This is a genomic window from Streptomyces sp. NBC_00247 (assembly GCF_036188265.1).
Lineage (GTDB): Bacteria > Actinomycetota > Actinomycetes > Streptomycetales > Streptomycetaceae > Streptomyces.
In genome coordinates, this window is sequence record NZ_CP108093.1 from 4753119 (window position 1) to 4773467 (window position 20349).

Annotated in this window: 15 protein-coding genes; 3 read left to right on the forward strand and 12 right to left on the reverse strand. The window is 73.8% G+C overall.

Going from position 1 to position 20349, the window contains the following annotated elements; all coding sequences use genetic code 11:
* Positions 1-77: 77 nt before the first annotated feature.
* The 12 genes from OHT52_RS20550 to OHT52_RS20605 form a co-directional block, all read right to left on the reverse strand.
* Positions 78-1592 (reverse strand): PP2C family protein-serine/threonine phosphatase, encoded by a 1515-nt coding sequence (locus tag OHT52_RS20550; protein ID WP_328721643.1) that lies wholly within the window; start codon positions 1590-1592, stop codon positions 78-80.
* Between the two features lie 2 nt (positions 1593-1594).
* Entirely contained in the window at positions 1595-4483 is a 2889-nt protein-coding gene (locus OHT52_RS20555) for a tetratricopeptide repeat protein (RefSeq protein ID WP_328721644.1), read from the reverse strand.
* Positions 4480-5826, reverse strand: a complete 1347-nt coding sequence (locus OHT52_RS20560) for a hypothetical protein (RefSeq protein ID WP_328721645.1) — start codon at positions 5824-5826, stop codon at positions 4480-4482. Before OHT52_RS20560 ends, OHT52_RS20555 begins: the two co-directional genes overlap by 4 nt.
* A gap of 45 nt (positions 5827-5871) precedes the next feature.
* On the reverse strand, positions 5872-6909 hold the full coding sequence (locus OHT52_RS20565) for a glutamate ABC transporter substrate-binding protein (RefSeq protein WP_328721646.1): 1038 nt from the start codon (positions 6907-6909) through the stop codon (positions 5872-5874).
* A gap of 62 nt (positions 6910-6971) precedes the next feature.
* Positions 6972-8351 (reverse strand): hypothetical protein, encoded by a 1380-nt coding sequence (locus OHT52_RS20570; protein WP_443046625.1) that lies wholly within the window; start codon positions 8349-8351, stop codon positions 6972-6974.
* Between the two features lie 374 nt (positions 8352-8725).
* Positions 8726-9700 carry an N-acetylglucosamine kinase gene (locus OHT52_RS20575; RefSeq protein ID WP_328721647.1) on the reverse strand — a complete coding sequence of 325 codons (975 nt, stop codon included), beginning with the start codon at positions 9698-9700 and terminating at the stop codon, positions 8726-8728.
* Positions 9691-10956, reverse strand: a complete 1266-nt coding sequence (locus OHT52_RS20580; RefSeq protein ID WP_328721648.1) for a 6-phospho-beta-glucosidase — start codon at positions 10954-10956, stop codon at positions 9691-9693. Before OHT52_RS20580 ends, OHT52_RS20575 begins: the two co-directional genes overlap by 10 nt.
* Position 10957: 1 nt before the next feature.
* Positions 10958-11863 (reverse strand): carbohydrate ABC transporter permease, encoded by a 906-nt coding sequence (locus OHT52_RS20585; protein WP_328721649.1) that lies wholly within the window; start codon positions 11861-11863, stop codon positions 10958-10960.
* Positions 11864-11866: 3 nt separating this feature from the next.
* Complete coding sequence (locus tag OHT52_RS20590) at positions 11867-12808, reverse strand: carbohydrate ABC transporter permease (protein WP_328721650.1); 942 nt, start codon at positions 12806-12808, stop codon at positions 11867-11869.
* 6 nt (positions 12809-12814) lie between these two features.
* Positions 12815-14146 carry an ABC transporter substrate-binding protein gene (locus OHT52_RS20595; RefSeq protein WP_328721651.1) on the reverse strand — a complete coding sequence of 444 codons (1332 nt, stop codon included), beginning with the start codon at positions 14144-14146 and terminating at the stop codon, positions 12815-12817.
* A 62-nt stretch (positions 14147-14208) separates the two neighbouring features.
* Positions 14209-15432: an ROK family transcriptional regulator gene (locus OHT52_RS20600; RefSeq protein WP_328721652.1), complete on the reverse strand. Its 1224-nt coding sequence runs from the start codon at positions 15430-15432 to the stop codon at positions 14209-14211.
* 202 nt (positions 15433-15634) lie between these two features.
* Complete coding sequence (locus OHT52_RS20605) at positions 15635-16699, reverse strand: mechanosensitive ion channel family protein (protein ID WP_328721653.1); 1065 nt, start codon at positions 16697-16699, stop codon at positions 15635-15637.
* 401 nt (positions 16700-17100) lie between these two features.
* Between OHT52_RS20605 and OHT52_RS20610 the strand changes: the two genes are divergently transcribed.
* The 3 genes from OHT52_RS20610 (at position 17101) to malQ (ending at position 20349) form a co-directional block, all read left to right on the forward strand.
* Entirely contained in the window at positions 17101-17637 is a 537-nt protein-coding gene (locus OHT52_RS20610) for an HNH endonuclease (RefSeq protein ID WP_328721654.1), read from the forward strand.
* 207 nt (positions 17638-17844) lie between these two features.
* Positions 17845-18198, forward strand: a complete 354-nt coding sequence (locus OHT52_RS20615) for a hypothetical protein (protein ID WP_328721655.1) — start codon at positions 17845-17847, stop codon at positions 18196-18198.
* Positions 18199-20349, forward strand: coding sequence for a 4-alpha-glucanotransferase (gene malQ / locus OHT52_RS20620; RefSeq protein ID WP_328721656.1), 2151 nt, complete (start codon positions 18199-18201; stop codon positions 20347-20349).

Genomic DNA, 20349 nt, shown 5'->3' on the forward strand with positions numbered 1-20349 from the left:
GGTCCGGAAGGCCTCAGGAGGCGGTCCGGGAGACGCCGGACGCGGCTTCGCGGGTGGCTGGGCGTCAGCCGGGAGCATCAGCCGGAGTGTGCCCCGGCGGGCTGTACGGCGAACGGCAGCAGCGCCACCGTTACGTTGTCGTGGCCCCCGCCGTCGAGCGCGTGGCCCACCAGCACCCGCGCACCGTGCAACGGGCGTTCGTGGGCGTCCCGGGGCAGGGCGGCGGCCATCTCCTCGGCGGTCTCCGCGTAGTTCCACAGACCGTCGGTGCAGACCACCACCGTGCCCGGCCGGTCCGGCTTGAACGCGGCGGTGTGCGGGTCGAGTTCGTAGGCGTCGGCGCCGAGCCAGCCGGTGATCGCGTGGGCGCGCTCGTCCGCGTACGCCTGCTCCTCGCTCATCAGCCCGGCCGCCACCATCTGCGCGGCCCAGGAGTCGTCCTCGGTGAGCCTGACGGGCTGCTCCGTACGGTCGGACGGCACCCAGTAGACGCGGCTGTCGCCGACCCAGCCGACGACCAGCAGACCACCGGCGGCGACCGCGCCGACCAGCGTGCAGGCCGGAGCGTTCTGGTGGCGGTGCGGGTCGTGCTCCGCCGCGCCCTCCTGCTCCTCGGCCAGGGCGTTGACTGCCCGGGAGGCCGCGACGATCGCGTCGTGCATCGCCTGCTGCGGGTGTTTGCCGCGCGGCAGCGACTCCAGGAGGGACTCGTCGGCGGCGGCAGCTGCGGCGGCCGAGGCCTCGTCGGGCCGGTGCGCCGAGGACACCCCGTCACAGACGATCGCGACGACGGCGGGCGAACCGTCCGGCAGTGCGGTGGCCGACACCGCGAAGGAGTCCTCGTTGCGGTGGTGGCGCAGTCCGCGGTCGCTGACCGCCGCGACCGGACCGAGCTCCCGCTCCATGTGGTCGCGTTCGCGCGGCTGGGCGTGGCCACAGGTCTCGCAGTACCCGTCGGCGTCGACCCGGCCGGCCCGGCAGGCGACACAGAGCCTCGCACCGGCGGCGGCGCCCGCCCCGGTCGCGGCGCCCGCACCGCGCGGGTCGGAGGCGGATGCGCCGCCCTCCGGAACGGCGGCCGGTGCGAGACCGGGGGTGGGTTCGGGTGCGGCGAGCTCGAAGTCCCCGGAGGCGTCGGTGCCGGTGGCGGAGCCCGCGCCGGTGCGCGGCTGTCCCGGCGCGGCCCGGTCGTCGTGCCGCACGGCGGGCGGTACGACGACCGGCGCGGCGGATGCGGCGAGTGCCGCCGGGGCGGCCGCACGGGCGGGCAGCGGGTGCCCCGCGGAGTCGACGCCCGGGAGGTCGGCCGGGCGGTGGACGGGCGCGGGCTGGTCCGAGGTGTCGGTCTCGGAGGCCTCCGGCCACTGGGTCGCCGCAGGCGTGGCCGGAGCCACCGGTGGCGCGGCCGGTACCGGAGGAGCCGACGGCGCAGGCGCAGGCGTGATCGCCATCGTCGGCCGGTCGCCCGGCCGTTCGGGCACGGCCGACAGGTCGTAGCCGCAGGCGCCGCAGAACAAATCGGCCGGCTCCAGCGGCTCCGCACAGCCGGGGCACGTCGGCAGGGAGGCCGTCTGCTGGTGGATCTGTGACATCTTCACACCCACGTCCGGGGGCGGAAACGGTTGGCCCGCTCCACCAGTTCGATCCTCTCGTCGCCCCGCTGAGCCAGCCGGGCGAGCATCCGATAAGAGCGTTCCAGCCCGAACCGGAGCCCCCGCTCGTCCAGTTCGCTGCCGAGCAGCTTCCGCGCGGCCGGCCCGGAGACCGCAGGGCCCGCGGACACCCGGGCGGGTCCTGTGGAGAGTACCCAGTCCAGCGCGGTCCCCAGCACCTCGGTCGAGAGCCGTTCGCGGCGCACCGCGTCCAGCCCCAGCCCGGCCAGTGCCGTGATCTGGTCCGACGCGGCCGCCAGGTCGTCCGCCAGCGGCTCCGCGGGGTCCCGCCCGCGCAGCCGCGCGCGGACCGAGGCGACCCGGGCGGCCGTGAAGTGGATCGAGGCGGCGGGCACCGACTCCAGCGTGCGTACCGCGCCGGTACGGTCCCCGGCGGCGAAGCGCACCCGGGCGAGCCCGAACGCGGCGCTGACGAAGCTCGGATCGGTGGTCCAGACGAGGTGGTAGTAGTCGGCGGCGTTGTCCAGCTGCCCCAGCACCTCCGCGCAGATCCCGAGCGCCAGCTTGGGCGCCGGTTCGCCCGGGAACGCGTCGTACACCGCGTCGAAGGAGAGCGCCGCGCGCTCGCGGTCGCCGGTCACCAGGGAGACCACCCCCCGGTACCAGACCACCCGCCAGTCGTCCGGGTACCGGGCCTCCAGCTCACCCAGCACATGGGCGGCCGCCGGGTACTCCGCCAGCTCCAGCAGGGCGCGCAGTTCGCGCAGCCGGGTCTCCGGCGAGGGGGCGGGGACGGTGCGCAGCGCGCCGATCAGCTCCGTGGGGGCCGCCGCCATCACCCCGGCCAGGAAGCCGGCGTTGGGGTCGCTCGCGTCGACGCGCGGCACCGGCAGCGAGAGCGCGGTGCGGCCCGCGTCGAGCCCGCCGAGCCACTGGCCGGCTCCGGCCGGTCCCGCGCCCGCACCGGACGGCGTCACCGGAGCGCCCGTCGCCGGGCGCGCCGCGGGGAGGTGCGGGCCGGCGGCCGAGGGGGCGCCGCCCCACGCCCGGCCCGCCGAGCCGCTCGCGTGGGTGGGCGGGGCCGTCAGCGCCGCCGCCGAGGGCTGAGGCTGGTACCCGGCCGGCACGTATCCGGCGGGCGGAGTGTGTCCGGAAGGCTGGGTGTGTCCGGACGACTGCGTGTGTGCCGGGGGAGGCGCGTACCCGGGGGCGGGCTGCGCGTACCCCGGGGGCTGCGGCCCGACCGCTCCGGTCCGGGCCGCAGGGACCGCGCCGTACGGGCCGGAGCCCACCGGCAGCGCCGCCGCGACCGCCGGGACGGCCGCGCCCGGGGCCACGGACCCGGTGGGCTTGCGGCTCCGCTTCGGGCGGCGCGCGGACGGGGCACGACGGCTGCCGAGGCGCGAGACGTCGCCGGTCAGCTCGGCGAACAACTCCGTGTCCGTCACCCGCAGTTCCGGGCCGAACAGGGTGGACAGGGCCGGGCGCGGGCGCCCCGACTGGAGCGAGACGACCTCCCGCAGCACCCCCGTCAGCTGCTCGGCCATCTCCTCCGCCGAGGCGAAACGCCGCGCGGGGTCGGGATCGGTGGCGCGTACCAGCAGCCGGTAGAAGGACTCGTACGTCCGGAAGACCTCTATGTTCTCCGGGTCCGGCAGCGAGTCCACGAAGACGTTGGTGTAGCCCTGGAAGTCGAAGGTGAGCACCGCGAGGGTGCGCGCCACCGTGTACAGGTCGGAGGCGACCGACGGGCCGACCTCCCCGACCTCGGGGGCCTGGTAGCCCACCGTGCCGTAGATGGCCGACTCCTCGTCGTCCATCCGGCGCACCGCGCCCATGTCGATCAGCTTGAGCTGGTTCTCCGTCTGGATCGCGTTGTCGACCTTGAAGTCGCAGTAGAGGAGGTTGCGGCTGTGCAGGTGGCCGAGCGCCTCCAGCGCCTCGATCCCGTACGCGCACGCCTGCTCCACCGGCAGCGGATCGCGCCTCCCGGACGGTGTGCGGCGGTCGTTGGCGATCTCCTTGAGGGCCTTGCCGCCGACGTACTCCATCACGATGTATCCGTCCAGCGAACCGGTCCGCTGGTCGAGGTGCTCGACGAAGTTGTAGATCCGGACGATGTTGGAGTGCTCGATCTCCGCGAGGAAGCGGCGCTCCGAGATCGCCGCCGCCATGGCGTCCTGGTCACCGGTGTCCAGCAGGCCCTTGAGGACCACCCAGCGGTCGGAGACGGCCCGGTCCACCGCGAGGTACACCCAGCCCAGCCCGCCGTGCGCGAGGCAGCCCGCCACTTCGTACTGCCCGTGCACCACGTCACCGCCGCGCAGCTTCGGTACGAAGGAGTACGGGTGTCCGCACTTGGTGCAGAACCCCTCCGTGCGGCCGGGCCGTTCGCCGCGCGCCCGGCCCACCGGCGCCCCGCAGTCCGAGCGCGAGCAGAACCGCTTCCGCTCGGGGACCTCCGGGTTCGCCATCACGGCCGCCCGCGGGTCGGGGCGCGGTACGTCCGGCACCTGCACCAGACCCGCGCCGAGGCGCCCCCGGCCGGAGGCCCCGGCCGAGGCGCCCGAGGCCCGCACCGACACGGACGGCGCGCTCCCCGCCCCGGCGGACAGGCCCCGCGACAGCCGGCCCGAGACGGACCGACGCGAGGTCGAGGACCGCGAGGAGGCGCGGGCCGAAGCGCGCGAACCGGCCGGCGAGGAGGCCGAACCGCCGCGCGCCGCACCCGCGATCCCGGTGGGCGGCGAGGCGACCATGCCGTTCGGGGAGACGACGGGGGCCAGACCGCAGGTGTCGCAGTACAGCTCCCCCTCGCCCATGTCCTCGTAGGAGCCCTCGCACGTGGGGCGCTGGCACCGGGTACTCATCGTGTCTCCCCCTCGTCGCGGGGCCGGTCCTCGGGCGAGGACGTCCGGCCCGGCGCCATCATCTCGGTGGCCGCGTGCTGGTAGCGCAGCACCGCCTGCCCGGCGACCCGCAGATCGCAGGGCGCGCTCCACAGCATCCGGCGGGCCGCGTCGTACCGCTCGATCAGCAGCGGGTCCTCCGCGAGCCCGTGCCGCGCCACCTTCGCGCGGTACGCGTCGAGCCGGCCCCGCAGCTCCGCCCGCACGGCGAGCGGCGCGGTGACCGAGGTCAGCGACTCGCGGGCGCGCAGCAGTTCCTCCTCCGCCTCCCGCTCCAACTGTTCGAGCAGCGGCGGGAGCCGGTGCCAGCGGGCGTGCCTGCGGTGCTCGGAGGCGGCGGCCAGCCGCTCCTGGAGCGCGGTCGGCGGGCCGCTGACCGCCGGCACCTCCGAGGCCGCGATCTTCGCCAGTACCTCGACCCGGGCGACCCGCGCTTCGGCCAGCGTGCGGTCCGCGCGCGACAGCACGTCCCGCAGCCGCGCGAGCCGGTGTTCGGCGTCCCGCCGGACGGCGAGGACCGCCTCGATCTCCCGTCGCACCTCCTCCAGCGCGAGGGCCGCCCGGTCGTACCGCGCGGTGTCCGCGCGACCGCCGCCCGGCGCCGCGCTGCCGGAGCCCGGCAGCCAGAACGCCAGCGGGTCGGCGATGACCTGGGCCCGCAGCCCGGCCAGCTCCTGGGTGATCGACTCCAGGTCGTCGCCGGACGGGTGCTCGCCCGGCCTGACCCCGACGGAGTGGGCCAGCGAGCGGGTGCGGTGGAGTTCGGCGGCGAGCAGGTCGATCCGGGCGGGCAGCGCCGACCAGACGGAGTCGGAGGCCACCACCATGTCCAGCGAGCGCGCGTAGAGCGTGTTCATCCGGCCCACCAGCTCCTCCAGCGAGAAGCGCTCGGCGAGCCGGGCCGGACCGGCGACCGAGGGATCGGGCGCCACCGCCCCGTGCGCCACGGTGATCTCCCTGCCCCGGAGCAGCCCGGTGAGGGTCTGCAGGTCGTCCCGGTTGGGGTGCCGCCTGCGGGCGCGCACCGCGCGCGCCTCACCGAGCGCGTCGGCGTACGCGTCGAAGTACCCCCAGAGCAGGGTGATCGAGCGCTCGGTGGTCGCCCAGCGCTCCTTGGTCACCCCGGTCAGGTCGGCGCCCTCCAGCAGACGCCGGCCCGCGTGGTCCTGCAGGGCGAGGAGCGAGGTCTCGATCGCCTCGTGCTCCGCGCCGAGCCGGGCCAGCGCACGGTCCGCCTCGTCCCGGTCCATGACCGGTCCCGGGGGCCTTGCCGCGTAGCCGGGAAAGGGTCCCGCGACGCCCATCGCTCACCTCTCCGCTCTCCCCGACGGCCCGTGGGCCCGCCGGGATCAGTTGCTCCGGTACGTGGGCGCCGGGGGCGCCGTGATGCCGGGCAGTCCGGCCTCCAGCCACGTGCGGTACGAGCGCATCCACGGGCTCCCCGCACCGCCGCCGCGGTAGTCCGCCAGCACCTGGTTGACCCGGGCCACCAGGTCGTCGGAGCCGAGCTTGGCGGCGACACCGTAGTACTCCGTGGTGAACGGGCCGCCCTTGAGCTCCACCGTCGGGTCCTGGGCCACCTGGCCCGCCGCCAGCGCGTTGTCCGTCACCACGGCGTCCACCTCGCCGAGCTGGAGCCGTACCAGGCAGTCGAGCTGACTGGGAACGGTCAGCCGGTCCTCGTCCTCGGCGGTGCCGTCGTGCGCGTCCTCGAAGACCGCGCCGTACGACTGCTTCCTCAGGGCCTCGTAGGCGGTGGAGCCCTCGGCGGTGCAGACCCGCTTCCCACGCAGCGAGGCGTTGTACCCGGTGATGTCCGAGGCCACCGGGGCGAGCACCTGCTGACCCGCCTGGAAGTAGGCGGTGGAGAACGCGACCTGCTTCAGCCGCGCGCAGTTGATCGTCATCGTCCGCACCACCACGTCGACCCGGCCGCTCTCCAGCGCCGCGATCCGCTGGCTGGTCGGGATGGCGCGGAACACCACCTTGGAGGAGTCGCCGAGGATGTCCCGGGCGATGGCCCGGACGAGGTCGATGTCGAAGCCCTCCAGCTTCCCGGTCGCCGGATTGCGGTAACCCCAGCGGTAGCTGTTCTGGTCCACCCCGGCGATGAGCTTGCCGCGCTCCTTGATCCGCGCCACCCCCGGCCCGTCGGTCCGGGACGGCGGCAGGCTCGCCTCCGGCTCGTCGCAGGTGTCCGCGCGCACCTGGGTGGCCGGGGCCGCACCCGGTCCGGAGCCGCCGGCGAAGGAGCCGGAGGTCTCGTGCCCGAGCGGCAGCAGGGCGAACAGGGCGGTGAGCACACAGGCCACGGCCATGGCCGTCACCCCGCCCCAGCCGCGCAGGCCGCCCCCGCCGGTCCGTGTCCACGTCGGTGTCCGTGTCATCGTCTCTCCTCCCCCCGCTCCTGCCTGAGCCGGCTCCGCGGCCGGTACGGGTGCTCGCTCGTTCACCGGTACTCCCCGAGTCTCCGGCCGGTCCCCGTGATCGCGGCGACCGCTCCCAGCAACGCCAGGACCCCCGCCCCGACCGGCAGCCCGTCCAGTGCGCCGCGGCCCTTCCCGGCCGCCGCGTCGAACTGCTCCTGCTCGTGGGCCAGGGCCGTCTCCAGGGCCGCGTCCACCTTCGAGAAGCACTCGCCGGTGGAGTCCTTCGCCCCGACGACCAGGGCGAGCGCGCCCTCGTAGTCCCCGCCGTCGTCGGTCGCGCGGGCGTCGGCGTGGCGCTTCTGCCACTCCGTCACGCTGCCGACGGCGGTCGCCACCGGGGCGCTCCCGAGGTCGTCGTCCGCCAGCTTCCCCGCCCTGTCCAGCTCGGTGCGGAGCGTGTCCATGTCCGAGGCGTAGTCGGTCTGGTACTGGTCGGCGGAACCGTCGGCGGTGAGCACCGCGCCCCGGGCGACCAGGGTGAGGTTCTCGTTGGCGCGCGCCTTGAGGGAGGCGATCCGGGCATCGTTCAGCACGTCGAGCGAGGCCTGGCCGTTCGTCATGGCGTCGTGCAGCTCGGTCCTGGCCAGCGTCTGGCCGACGGCCAGCCACACCAGTACGGCGGCGGTCGCGGCGGTCGCGGCGAGCAGGCCGGGGCTGAAGACCCGGTTGGTCCGGCGGTAGTCGCGGCGCTGGGCCCAGGCCAGCACGGTCAGCGCCATGAATCCGGCGGCGAGGGCGACCAGCGGCCACTGCCGGGCGTCGCGCTGGTCCGCGTCGAGCCGGCCCGTCTCCGTCACGTACAACCGCTCGGCGGCGGGCAGGAGTTCACCGCTCATCTTCTGGTTGGCGTACCGGAGGTAGGCGCCGCCCAGCGGAAGCCCGAGGCGGTTGTTGGCGCGGGCCCGCTCGACCAGGCCGGTGTAGACCGGGAGGAGTTCGTTCATCGTGCGGATCTCGCGGCCCGAAGAGGTGCCGGACTCCGTGTTCGCCGCCGCCTTGACCAGCAGCCGAGAGGCGTTCTCGATGTCCTTCGTGTACTGGGCGCGGACGCTCGAAGGCTCGTCGGCGCCCGCGAGGAAGCCGCTCGCCGCCATCGTGTCCGCGTCGGCGAGCGAGCGGTAGACGGCCGCCGCGTCCGCGCTCAGCGGTTGGCTGCGGCTCACCACGTCGTCCGCCGCGGCGGCCCGCCCGGAGGCCTCCACGGCGGTCACCGCCCCGAACGCCACGACGAGCAGGACGAGCACGGCCGTGACGATCCGCAGCCGGCCCGGCTCGGTCGTCGCGGCGCCGCGCAGCAGCCCCACCGGTGTGGATACCGCCCCGCGCCGCTGCGCGGGCACGCCGGACACCCGCTCCGCTCCGTGCTGTCGCGGCGGGCCCCCGATCGGCGGGTGTGTCACTCGGCTTCCCCCTCGGTCACTGACGGCGCCGTCGCCCCCGGCCGGTCGGAGGAGTGGCGCCCGGCCTGAAGTATGGCCGCAGGGACCGGCATCCACCAGGAATACCTGGATCTCGCACCGCTCTCCGCGTCCTCCGGTCCCGGCGGAGGAGCCGTGCCGGCCGTGAGCGCGGCCGTCGCGTGGTGCCGGCGACCCGGCGTCCCCGTCCCGAGGCCGCCCCGTAGCGGACCGATTCCCCCCGGTGTGAACACGATCGGGACAACTGATCGGTTCCCGTACGCGAGGGGCGTCCGGTGCGCCTTCGTATGGGAGTTGACGGACCGAAGCCCGGCGGCGGCCCCCGGGGAGCCGCCGCCGGGCGGTCCCGCGCACCCTCAGGCGTACCGCGCGCGCAGCCTGGCGTGCGCCCCGGGCGGCGCCCCCGTGCGGTCCAGGCCCAGCAACGCGGCCCCGAGCACCGGCGGTTGTGCCACCACGCTGATACGGGCCAGGGGCGCGCGGGCCGCGAGCAGGGAGGCGATCCGGCCGTCCAGGTCCGGGTGGCGCGCGGCCAGCACGCTGCCGCCGAGAATCACCGGAACGTGGCTCTCCAGAAGCCCCAGCCGGTCCAGCGCCACCGAGGCCATCGCGACGACCTCCTCGGCGAGCCGGTCCACCACCGCCCGCGCCACCGGGTCACCGGCCGCGCCCGTCGCGAAGAGGACCGGGGTCAACTCGTGCCGGCGCTCGTACGGGATGCGCTCCCGGTGCAGCGCCTCGATCAGCTCGTACATCGAACCGAGCCCGAAGTGCGCCGGGAGCGCCCGGGCCAGCTCGGTCGGCTCGCCCCGGCCGTCCTCGGCGCGGGCGGCGAACCAGAGCGCCTCCTCGGCGAGCCCCGAACCGCCGCCCCAGTCGCCCGATATCCGGCCGATCGCGGGGAAGCGGGCGGTACGGCCGTCCGGGAGCATGCCGACGCAGTTGATCCCGGCGCCGCACACCACGGCGACGCCCCGGGGCTCGTCCACCCCGGAGCGCAGGACGGCGAAGGTGTCGTTGCGCACCTCGACCGTCCGGGCCCAGCCGCGCGCGTGCAACGCGGCCGTCAACTCCAGCTCCTCCACCGGGAGGTCGGCGTTGGCGAGGCAGGCCGACACGTGCGCGACGGGCGACACCGGCTCACCGGCCGAGGCGAACGCCCCTTCCACGGCGGTGGCGAGCACGTCCAGCGCGGCGGGAATCCCGACCACGGGAGGCTGGAAACCGCCGCCCCGGCCCGTGCCGAGCACCGTGCCGTCCTCGCCGATCAGCGCCACGTCGGTCTTGCTGTTGCCCGCGTCGATGGCGAGGACCGAAGCGTTCACGCCCACGCCAGGTGCTCCCGGTTGTGCGCGATCAGCCGGTCCGTGAGGCCCTCGGCCAGCTCGTACTGTCCGACCAGGGGGTGCGCGAGCAGCGCCTGGAAGACGCGGTCCCGGCCGCCGTGCAGAGCCGCCTTCAGCGCCAGGTCCTCGTAAGCGGTGACGTGGGCGATCAGCCCGGCGTACAGCGGGTCCAGCGCCGGCACGGCGAGCGGGACGGCGCCCGAGCCGTCGACGCGCGCCTGCGTCTCGATCACCGCGTCGTCGGGGAGGAACGGCAGGGTGCCGTTGTTGAGGGTGTTGACCACCTGCACGGTGGCGGCGCCCCCGCCGAGCAGCGAGGAGGCCAGGTCGACCGCCGCCTCGGAGTAGAAGGCGCCGCCGCGCCTGGCGAGCAGCGCCGGCTTCTCGTCCAGCGCCGGGTCGCCGTACATCGCGAGGAGTTCCTTCTCCATCGCGGCGACCTCGGCGGCCCGGGACGGCTTGGTGCCGAGCTCCCGGACGACCTCGTCGTGGGAGTAGAAGTACCGCAGGTAGTACGAGGGGACCACACCGAGCCGGTCCACGATCTCGCGCGGCATGTGCAGGTCGGCGGCGATGGACGCGCCGTGCTCGGCCAGCAGCCTCGGCAGCACGTTCTCGCCCTCGGGGCCGCCGAGGCGCACGCCGAGCTCCCAGGAGAGGTGGTTCAGCCCGACGTGGTCGAGGTGCACCTCGGCGGGGGAGACGTCCAGCAGCGCCGCGAACTTCCGCTGGAAGCCGATCGCGACGTTGCAGAGGCCGACGGCCTTGTGGCCGGCCTGGAGCAGTGCCCGGGTGACGATGCCCACCGGATTGGTGAAGTCGATGATCCAGGCGTCCGGGTTGGTGCGCCGGACCCGCTCGGCGATGTCCAGCACGACGGGCACGGTGCGCAGCGCCTTGGCGAGGCCGCCCGCGCCGGTGGTCTCCTGGCCGACGCAGCCGCACTCCAGCGGCCAGGTCTCGTCCTGGTTGCGCGCGGCCTGTCCGCCGACGCGCAACTGGAGCAGGACCGCGTCGGCGCCTTCCACCCCGGCGTCCAGGTCCGAGGTGGTGGTGATGGTGCCGGGGTGGCCCTGCTTGGCGAAGATCCGCCGGGCGAGGCCGCCCACGAGGTCGAGGCGGTCGGCCGCCGGGTCGACGAGCACGAGCTCCTCGATCGGCAGGGTGTCCCGCAGACGGGCGAACCCGTCGATCAGTTCGGGGGTGTACGTGGAACCGCCACCCACTACTGCGAGCTTCATCTCAGCCCTTCACTCCGGTCAGTGTGACGCCCTCGACGAATGCCTTCTGAGCGAAGAAGAAGACGGCGATCACGGGGGCCATGACCAGAACGGTCGCGGCCATGGTCAGGTTCCAGTCGGTGTGGTGTGCGCCCTTGAAGGACTCCAGGCCGTAACTGAGCGTCCAGGCGGCCGGGTTCTCGGAGGCGTAGATCTGCGGCCCGAAGTAGTCGTTCCAGGCGGCGAAGAACTGGAACAGCGCGATGGCGGCGATGCCCGGCTTCGCCATCGGAAGCACCACCCGCAGCAGGGTGCGCAGTTCGCCGCAGCCGTCGATCCGCGCCGCGTCCAGGTACTCGTCCGGGATGGTCAGCAGGAACTGGCGCAGCAGGAAGATGGAGAAGGCGTCACCGAAGGCCATCGGGACGATCAGCGGCCAGAGCGTCCCGGAGAGGTCCATCTGCTTGGCCCAGAACAGGTACATCGGGATGATCACGACCTGTGGCGGCAGCATCATCATCGAGACGACCAGCATCAGCGACAGCTTGCGGCCCTTGAAGCGGAACTTCGCGAGCGCGTAGGCGACGGGCACCGAGGACACCACGGTCAGCACGGTGCCGGCCCCGGCGTAGAGCAGGGTGTTGCGCCACCACGTCAGGAAGCCGGGGGTGTCGAAGACCCGCCGGTAGTTCTCCCACTCCCAGGTGTCGGGGGTGAGGTCGCGGGTCAGCGCCTGCTGGTCGCTCATCAGCGAGGTCAGCAGGACGAAGACCAGCGGGAGGACGAAGAAGAGCGCGGCGGCGACGCCGAGCGAGTGCACCGCGATCCACCGCAGCAGCGCCTTGCGGCGGGCGGTGCGTTCGGCGGCGGTGCGCGCACCACGGGCGGTCCCGGCCGGGGTGGCGGGGACGACGGAGAGTCGGGTCATGATTCAGTCACCGGCCTGGACGAGGTTGTTGCGGCCCCGCATCAACAGCGCGGTGAAGGCCATGGCCAGGGCGAACAGGACCAGGGCGACGACACAGGCGGAGCCGTAGTCGAAGCGCTGGAAGCCGAGGTTGTAGACGAGCTGGGGGAGCGTCAGCGTCGACTTGTCGGGGTAGCCGGGCTCGAAGGACTGCCCGGAGCCGCCGATCACGCCGGACGCCACCTTCCCCGCCACCAGGGGCTGCGTGTAGTACTGCATGGCCTGGATGACCCCGGTGACCACGGCGAACATCACGATGGGCGAGATGTTCGGCAGGGTGACGAAGCGGAACCGCTGCCAGGCGGAGGCGCCGTCCAGCTCGGCCGCCTCGTACTGCTCGACGGGCACGTCCAGCAGCGCCGCCATGAAGATCACCATCAGGTCGCCGATGCCCCAGACCGCGAGCATGGTCAGCGCAGGCTTCGACCAGGACGCGTCGTTGAACCAGCCGGGCGTCGGCAGCCCGAGGTCGCCCAGGATCGAGTCGACCGGCCCCGTCCCCGGGTTGAGCAGGAAGACGAAGGCGAGGGTCGCGGCCACCGGGGGCGCGAGGTAGGGCAGGTAGAACAAGGTGCGGAAGAGCCCGGTGGCGGTCTTGATCCGGGTGATCAGCAGCCCGATGCCGAGCCCGAACACCACCCGGCAGGTGACCATGACGACCACCAGCCAGAGGGTGTTCCGCAGCGACGGCCAGAACATCGGATAGTCGGTGAAGACATACGTCCAGTTCGTCAGCCCGTTGAAGACCGGCGCCCCGAACCCGTCGTACTTCGTGAACGAGAAGTAGACGGTCGAGATCATCGGGTACGCGAAGAAGAAGCAGAAGCCGACCAGCCAGGGCGACAGGAACGCCACCGTGCGCAGCGCCGACCTGCGGCGCTTGGAGCGGAGCGTGTACGTGGTCATCGGAGGCTACTTGGCCTTGGCGATGTCGGTGTCGATCTGCGCGGCGGTCTTCTCCAGACCGGCCTGGAGGTCCTTCACCGAGCCCTTCTCGTACTGGTAGCCGAAGTCCTGGAGGGTCTGCTGGTACGTGGCCCCGTTGACGGCCCCGTCCGGGGTGTTGGAGTGCGGGTTCCGCGCGATGTCCAGGAAGGTCTTGAAGCGCGGGTCGAACTTCAGGTCGGGAGACTTCAGCGCCTCGAAGGTGGAGGGCACGTTCTTGATGCCGTTGGCGAAGTCGACCACCGCCTGCGTGTCGCTGGTCATGAACTTCACCAGCTCCCACGCGGCGTTCTGCTTCTTGCTGGCGGGCGCGATGCCCATGATCGTGCCGGAGAGGAAGCCCTTGCCGTAGGTGTCGGCCTCGTCGTCGGCGACGGGCATCGGCGCGACCCCGATCTCGAAGTCCGCCCCCGCCTCCTCGGCCATGCCGAGCCGCCACTCGCCGTCCATCTGCATGGCGACCTGGCCGGTCTGGAACGGGTGCTTCGCGCCCCACTCGTCACCGAAGGAGCCCCGGTACTTCTCCAGCCTGTCGTAGCCGCCGAGGTCCTCGACCAGCTTCTTCTGGTACGTGAACATCTCCGCGAAGGCCGGGTCCTTGGCGATGTTCGACTTGCCGTCCGCGTCGAAGTACGCGTGGTCCCAGGAGCCCAGGTAGTGGTCGGCGACCGACTCGTAGCCGTGGAAGGTCGGCATGAAGCCGAGCTGTTCGTAGCCGTCGCCCTTGGTGACGGTCAGCTTCTCGGCGTCGGCGGCGAACTCGGAGAGGGTCTTCGGCGGCGCGGCGATCCCGGCCTTCGCGAAGGCGTCCTTGTTGTAGTACAGCCCGTACGCGTCGGCCAGCAGGGGCAGCGAGCAGCGCTTGCCCTCGAACTGCGTGTAGTCCAGGAGCACCTTGGGGAAGGTCTTCTCCAGGTCGAGCTTCGACTTCTCGATGAACGGCGTCAGGTCGGCGAAGGCGCCGGACGAGCAGAACTTGCCGACGTTCGACGTGGTGAACGAGGACACGACGTCCGGTCCGTTCGAACCCCCGGCGCGCAGCGCCTGGTTGAGCTTGTCGTCGTTGATGTTGCCGACGACCTTCACCTTGATGTTCGGGTGGGCCTTCTCGAAGCGGTCCACGTTGTCCTGGACCGCCTTGACCTCGGACGGCGCACTCCAGCCGTGCCAGAAGTTGATGGTGGTCTTGGCGTCCGGGTCGTCCGAGGCGCCGCTCTGCGACTGGCCGGTACACGCGGTGGCGAGGACGGATATCGCGGCGACCGCGACGGCTGCGGTGGTGAGGCTGATTCTGCGCATGGCGAAGCTCCTTGGACGGGGTGAAGGAGAAGCAACAGAGGTACGGGGACGGAGTCGGGAGGTCAGGGGCGGGAGGTGTCGAACACTTCGTCGCGGGTGTCCGCGAGGGCCCGTTCGAGGGCGCCGCGCAGGACCGGCAGGCGGACGGTCTCGGCGAGGACGAGCGGGGGCCGGGAGGCCGCCAGCTCGGCGAGTTCCGACTGGATCAGCGCACGCAGCCGTTCGCCACCGGCCGAGATCAGCCCGCCGGCCAGCACGATCAGCCCGGGGTCGAGCACGGCCGTCAGGGAGGCGAGCCCGGTGGCGAGCCGCTGCGCGTAGCTCCGCAGCAGCTCGGTCAGCCGATCGTCCTGCCCGTACGCGGCGGCGGCACGGGTCAGCAGGGCGGCGGCGACCTCCGGATAGGGCTGCTGCGGGGTGTCGATGCCCAGCGACGCGGCGAGCCGGGGGATCGCCTGGGCGCCCGCCAGCTCCTGGAAGCCGCCGCTGTTGGCCTTGACGACCTGGCGTACGAGCGGGGTGCCCGGCACCGGCAGGAACCCGACCTCCCCGGCGCCGCCGGTGAAGCCGCGGTGCAGCCGGCCGTTGATGACGAGGGCGCCGCCGAGGCCCTCCTCGTTCCAGAGCAGGACGAAGTCGTCGTGGCCCCGGGCCGCCCCGCGCCGCTGCTCGGCCACCGCGACCAGGTTCACGTCGTTCTCGTACTCGACGGGCATCGGCAGCGCCGCCGCCAGCTCGTCGAGCAGGGTGGGGGAGTGCCAGCCCGGCAGGTGCGAGGCGTAGCGCAGCCGGCCGGTACCCGGGTCGAAGGCGCCCGGGGTGCCGATCACCACCCGGTGGATCGCGGACCGGTCCAGCCCGGCGGTCTCCACCGCCCCGTCCAGCGCCCGGACGACCTGGTGGGCCGCGCTCTCCGCGCCCCGGTCGGGGGTGCGGAGCTCGAATTCGCCCACCGTCTCGCCGGTGACGTCGGCGACCGCGGCCACGATGCGCTGGGCGTTCACGTCGAGCCCTGCCACGTACGCGGCCCCCGGATCGACCGCGTACAGCTGCGCGTTCGGCCCCGGACGGCCTTCGGTGGTGCCGGTGATCCGTACCAGCCCGGCCGCTTCCAGGCGGGCCAGCAGCTGCGAGGCGGTCGGCTTGGAGAGACCGGTGAGCTTGCCGATCCGGGTGCGGGAGAGCGGGCCGTGCTCCAGCAGCAGATCGAGTGCGGCGCGGTCGTTCATGGCGCGCAGCAGCCGAGGGGTCCCGGGGACGCCGGCGCCCGGTGTGGTTCCTGGCATGGAGGTGGGTTTCCGCTCTCTGTTAGGAAAGTTTCCTATCCGGTGAGAGGAAAATAGGCGTCCGTGCCCGGGGCGTCAATGGGGCGGAGCCCGGGAGGCGGCCGGGCAACGAAAGCGTTACCCGCGGGCCCGCGTGGGAGCCGCCCCGAAACGCGCGGGAGGGCCTCCGCGCCATGCGCGGAGGCCCTCCCGGAGCGGTCGTCTACTTGGTGATGCTCGGCGGGGCGAGCGGCGTCGCGGCGAGCGACTGCGGCGAGGTCGCCGAGGCGTACGCGGACGGGGCGGCCATCGCCGCCGTCGGATCGGCCTTCGACTCGCCCTCCGGCTGCGCGGGCACGGCACCGATCATGCGGATGCCCGCCTCGTCCAGCGACCGCTTGATGCGCCAGCGCAGCTCGCGCTCCACGGTCAGCGCCTTGCCCGGCATGGTCTTGGCGGTGACCCGTACGGTCATCGAGTCCAGCAGTACGGCGTCCAGGCCGAGGATCTCCACCGGGCCCCAGAGCCGCTCGCTCCACGGCTCCTCCTTCGCCATGACCTCGGACGCGGCGGTGATGGCCGCACGGACCCGGTCCAGATCCTCGGTCGGCCGGACCGTCACGTCGACGCCGGCGGTGGACCAGCCCTGGCTGAGGTTGCCGATCCGCTTCACCTCGCCGTTGCGCACGTACCAGATCTCGCCGTTGTCGCCGCGCAGCTTGGTGACGCGCAGCCCCACCTCGATGACCTCGCCGGACGCGACTCCGGCGTCGACCGTGTCCCCGACGCCGTACTGGTCCTCCAGGATCATGAAGACCCCGGAGAGGAAGTCGGTGACGAGGTTGCGCGCGCCGAAACCGAGCGCGACACCGGCGACACCGGCGGAGGCCAGCAGGGGCGCCAGGTTGATCTCGAAGGCGCCCAGGATCATCAGCGCGGCCGTGCCCAGGATCAGGAAGGAGCTCACCGACCGGAGCACCGAACCGATCGCCTCCGAGCGCTGGCGGCGCCGCTCGGCGTTGACCAGCAGCCCGCCGAGGGCGGTGCCCTCCACGGCCTGGGCGCTGCGGTTCATCCGCTCGATCAGATTGGTGAGGGCGCGACGGATCAGGTAGCGCAGCACGATCGCCACGGCGGCGATCAGGATGATGCGCAGGCCGGTGCTCAGCCAGGTGGACCAGTTCTGCTCGACCCAGCCCGCTGCGTCGCCGGCCTGCCGGGCGGCCTCGTCGAGCGAGCCTCCCGACCCCGTCGACGGAGTGGCGGCCAACAGAACGGACGGGGACACGGTGGGACCTCCAGCACGGGCGACAGTGGATCAACCAGGTTAACGACGGGCGCGGCCCGGATGATGTCCGCAGCCCACCGAGAGACGCGTCTCATCCGGAAATCACACCTTTGTGCCGCGTTTCTTCGCGAAACCGACCGCCCGCCGCACGGTCGCCTCGGCCCCGCCGGTCCAGCCCGCCGGTCCCGCCGTCGGCCGCCCCGCCGGTCCCGCCGCCGACCCGGCGTCGACCCGGGCGTCGACCCGGCGGTGGCCGTGCGGGGGCCGTGCGGCCGTCCGGGCGGAATCGGTCCGGCCCATTACCCGCACGTGGTGGCGCCCGGACCAGGCATGAGGAGAGACTGAGAGCGGATCGTCCCGGCGCGAGCCACGCGCCGCCGGCGTACAAGGAGGCATCCACCGTGCCGCACGTCCTGGTTCTCAACGCGTCGTACGAGCCGCTCGGCGTCGTACCGCTCCACCGCGCGCTCGTCCTCGTCCTCGAAAACAAGGCCGTCTGCCTCGAAGAGTCCGGCGCCCTCCTGCGCAGCCCCACCACCGTCGTGCCGGCCCCCAGCGTGGTCCGCCTCAAGCGTTTCGTACGGGTCCCCTACCGGGGGCCCGTCCCGCTCACCCGCCGCGCGCTCTTCGCCCGGGACGGCGGCCGCTGCGTGTACTGCGGGGCCGCCGCCACCAGCGTCGACCACGTCGTGCCGCGCAGCCGGGGCGGTCTGCACGCGTGGGACAACGTGGTGGCGGCCTGCCGCCGCTGCAACCACGTCAAGGCCGACCGGCACCTCCCCGAACTGGGCTGGCGCCTGCGCCACCAGCCCGCGCCGCCCACCGGGCTGGCGTGGCGGATCATCGGCACCGGTCACCGCGACCCGCGCTGGCTGCCCTACCTCCAGCCGTTCGGCGCGGACGACGCGATGGCCCGGATCGACGGCGTCTCCGCCTGAACGCCCCGGGCCGGTGAGCCGGCGGGAGCCGTCCCGGGCGGGCGACACGGTGGCTGAAAATGGCCCATATCTGCCGTCCGGGGGAACGGAATGTGACCCACGGCACGTTGAGGACGTTGGCATCGGACCTATGTCACGCTCACGTCTGCGCACCCGAGGGCTGGGTAGGTCTCTCTACCGTCCTGCTCCCACGGCCAGGAGGCCACCTTGCCCGCAGCCGCGCGACTCCCGCTCCCCGCCCTCTCCAAACAGGTCCCCGGCCCGGCGCCGCTGACCAGTGAACCGCCCCTCCCGTCCGCCGCCGTGCCCCGTCCCGTCGGCGGACCGCGCGGCACCGACCGCACCGACCGCACCGACCGCACCGACCGCACCGACGGCGCCCTCGTCACTCCCGCGCTCGACGTACCCCTCGCCACCGGCGCCGCACCCCTCACCAGCGAGCCCCCGCTCGCCGACGCCGCCCCCCTGACGAGCGAGCCGCCGCTCGCCGTCGTCGCTCCGCTCACCAGCGAACCGACCGCCCCCGGTGTCGCGGGGGCCATGGAGTCTCCAGGAGTCTGAATGGGCCTGTCCCGGCTCGCCGCCCTGCACGGCGTCGCCACTTCCTACTCCCCGTCCGCGGGTGTCACGGTGCCCGTCCCCGACGACACGGTCACCGCCGTGCTCGCCGCGCTGGGTGTGGCCGCCGGCACCCCGGAGGACGTACGGAGGTCGCTCGCCGCCGCCGAATCGAGGGCGGGCTCCCGGCTGCTCCCGCCCACCGTGGTGGTCTGGGCGGGCGAGCCGCTGCCGTCCGCCCTCGCCACGCTGCCGATCGGTACGGCCCTGACCGTCGTCCCGGAGGCCGAAGCGGGCGCCGGGCGGCCCGAGCCGGTCCGCCTGCGCGTCACGGGCGCGCAGGCGGACGTCCCCGACACGCCCCCGCCGTCCACGGTCCCCGTCTGGTGGCCCGACCTGCCCTCCGGCGTGCACCGGGTGACCGCCCGCACCCTCGACCACCGGCAGGGCACCGCGACCCTCGTCGTCGCGCCCGCCCGTGCGCCCCGGCCCGCCGCCCGCGCCCAGGGCTTCCTCGTCCAGCTCTACTCCCTGCTCTCCGGGCGGTCCTGGGGCATGGGCGACCTCGGCGACCTGGCCGACCTCGCCTCCTGGGCCGGACGCACCCTCGGCGCCGGGTTCGTCCAGATCAACCCGCTGCACGCGGCCGTCCCGGGGCGGCCGACCGACCCTTCGCCGTACCGCCCCTCCTCGCGGCTCTTCCCCGACCCCGTCCATCTCCACGTCGAGTCGATCCCCGAGTACGGCCAGGTCCGCGCACGGGCAGTGCTGGACGACCTCCGCCAGGACGCCGCCGCGCTCTCGGAGGCCGTGCTCAACAAGGGCGCGCTCATCGACCGGGACGCCGTCTGGGAGCTGAAGCGGCAGGCGCTGGAGCTCATCCACCAGGTGCCGCTGACCCCCGGCCGCCGGGCCGCGTACTGCGACTTCCTCTCCGCCCGGGGCCAGGCCCTGGAGGACCACGCGCTCTGGTGCGCGCTGGCCGAGGTGCACGGCCCCGACTGGCACACCTGGCCCGAGCCGCTGCGCGACCCCCGCTCCCGGGAGACCGCCCGCGCCCGTACCGGGCTCCTCGACCGGGTGGACTTCCACAGCCGGCTCGCCTGGCTGACCGACACCCAGCTCGCCGAGGCCCAGCGGGCCGCCCGGGACGCCGGGATGGCGGTCGGAGTCATCCACGACCTCGCGGTCGGCGTGCACCCGTCCGGCGCCGACACCTGGGCGGGGCAGGACGACTACGCGCGCCGCATCTCCGTCGGCGCGCCCCCCGACGCCTTCAACGCGCGCGGCCAGGACTGGGGCCTGCCGCCCTGGCGGCCCGACGCCCTCGCCGCCTCCGGCTACGCCCCCTTCCGGGACCTGCTGCGCGGCCTGCTCGCGCACGCCGGGGCGCTCCGCGTCGACCACGTCATGGGCCTCTTCCGGCTCTGGTGGGTCCCCGAGGGCAAGCCGCCCACCGAGGGCACCTACGTCAGCCAGGACGGCGAGGCGATGCTCGCCGTCCTCGTCCTGGAAGCCCACCGCGCCGGGGCCGTCGTCCTGGGCGAGGACCTCGGCACGGTCGAGCCGGGCGTGCGCGAGGCGCTGGCCCGGCGCGGTGTCCTCGGCACGTCCGTCCTCTGGTTCGAACGCGACTGGGAGGGCACGGGCCGCCCGCTGGCCCCGGAGCACTGGCGCCGGGACTGCATGGCCACCGCCACCACCCACGACCTGCCGTCCACCGCCGCCCGCCTCTCCGGCGACCACGTGACGCTCCGCCACGAACTCGGCCTGCTCACCCGCGGCCTGGAGGAGGAGCTCGCCGAGGACGCCGCCGACACCGCCGAATGGCTCGGCTGCCTGGCACGGCTGCGGCTGCTGCCCGAGGGCGAGGGCGACGAGGAGGCCGCCGTACGCGCCGTGCACCGCTTCCTGCTGCGCACGCCCGCCCGGCTGACCGGCATCTGGCTCCCGGACACCGTGGGCGACCGGCGCCCGCAGAACCTCCCCGGGACCTGGGACCAGTACCCCAACTGGCGCCTGCCCATCGCCGACGGGGAGGGCCGTCCCCTGACGCTGGAACAGATCACCGGCTCGCCCCGACTGCACCGGCTGATGGACGGACTGACCCCCCCGGCCCCACGTACGGCACCCCCGGACGCGCGGCGTCCTTAG

Excerpts from the sequence above, each read along its gene's own strand:
- OHT52_RS20550 (WP_328721643.1), bottom strand. The coding sequence starts at position 1,592 with ATGTCACAGATCCACCAGCAGACGGCCTCCCTGCCGACGTGCCCCGGC.
- OHT52_RS20555 (WP_328721644.1), bottom strand. The coding sequence starts at position 4,483 with ATGAGTACCCGGTGCCAGCGCCCCACGTGCGAGGGCTCCTACGAGGAC.
- OHT52_RS20560 (WP_328721645.1), bottom strand. The coding sequence starts at position 5,826 with ATGGGCGTCGCGGGACCCTTTCCCGGCTACGCGGCAAGGCCCCCGGGA.
- OHT52_RS20565 (WP_328721646.1), bottom strand. The coding sequence starts at position 6,909 with ATGACACGGACACCGACGTGGACACGGACCGGCGGGGGCGGCCTGCGC.
- OHT52_RS20580 (WP_328721648.1), bottom strand. The coding sequence starts at position 10,956 with ATGAAGCTCGCAGTAGTGGGTGGCGGTTCCACGTACACCCCCGAACTG.
- OHT52_RS20585 (WP_328721649.1), bottom strand. The coding sequence starts at position 11,863 with ATGACCCGACTCTCCGTCGTCCCCGCCACCCCGGCCGGGACCGCCCGT.
- OHT52_RS20590 (WP_328721650.1), bottom strand. The coding sequence starts at position 12,808 with ATGACCACGTACACGCTCCGCTCCAAGCGCCGCAGGTCGGCGCTGCGC.
- OHT52_RS20595 (WP_328721651.1), bottom strand. The coding sequence starts at position 14,146 with ATGCGCAGAATCAGCCTCACCACCGCAGCCGTCGCGGTCGCCGCGATA.
- OHT52_RS20600 (WP_328721652.1), bottom strand. The coding sequence starts at position 15,432 with ATGCCAGGAACCACACCGGGCGCCGGCGTCCCCGGGACCCCTCGGCTG.
- malQ (WP_328721656.1), top strand. The coding sequence starts at position 18,199 with ATGGGCCTGTCCCGGCTCGCCGCCCTGCACGGCGTCGCCACTTCCTAC.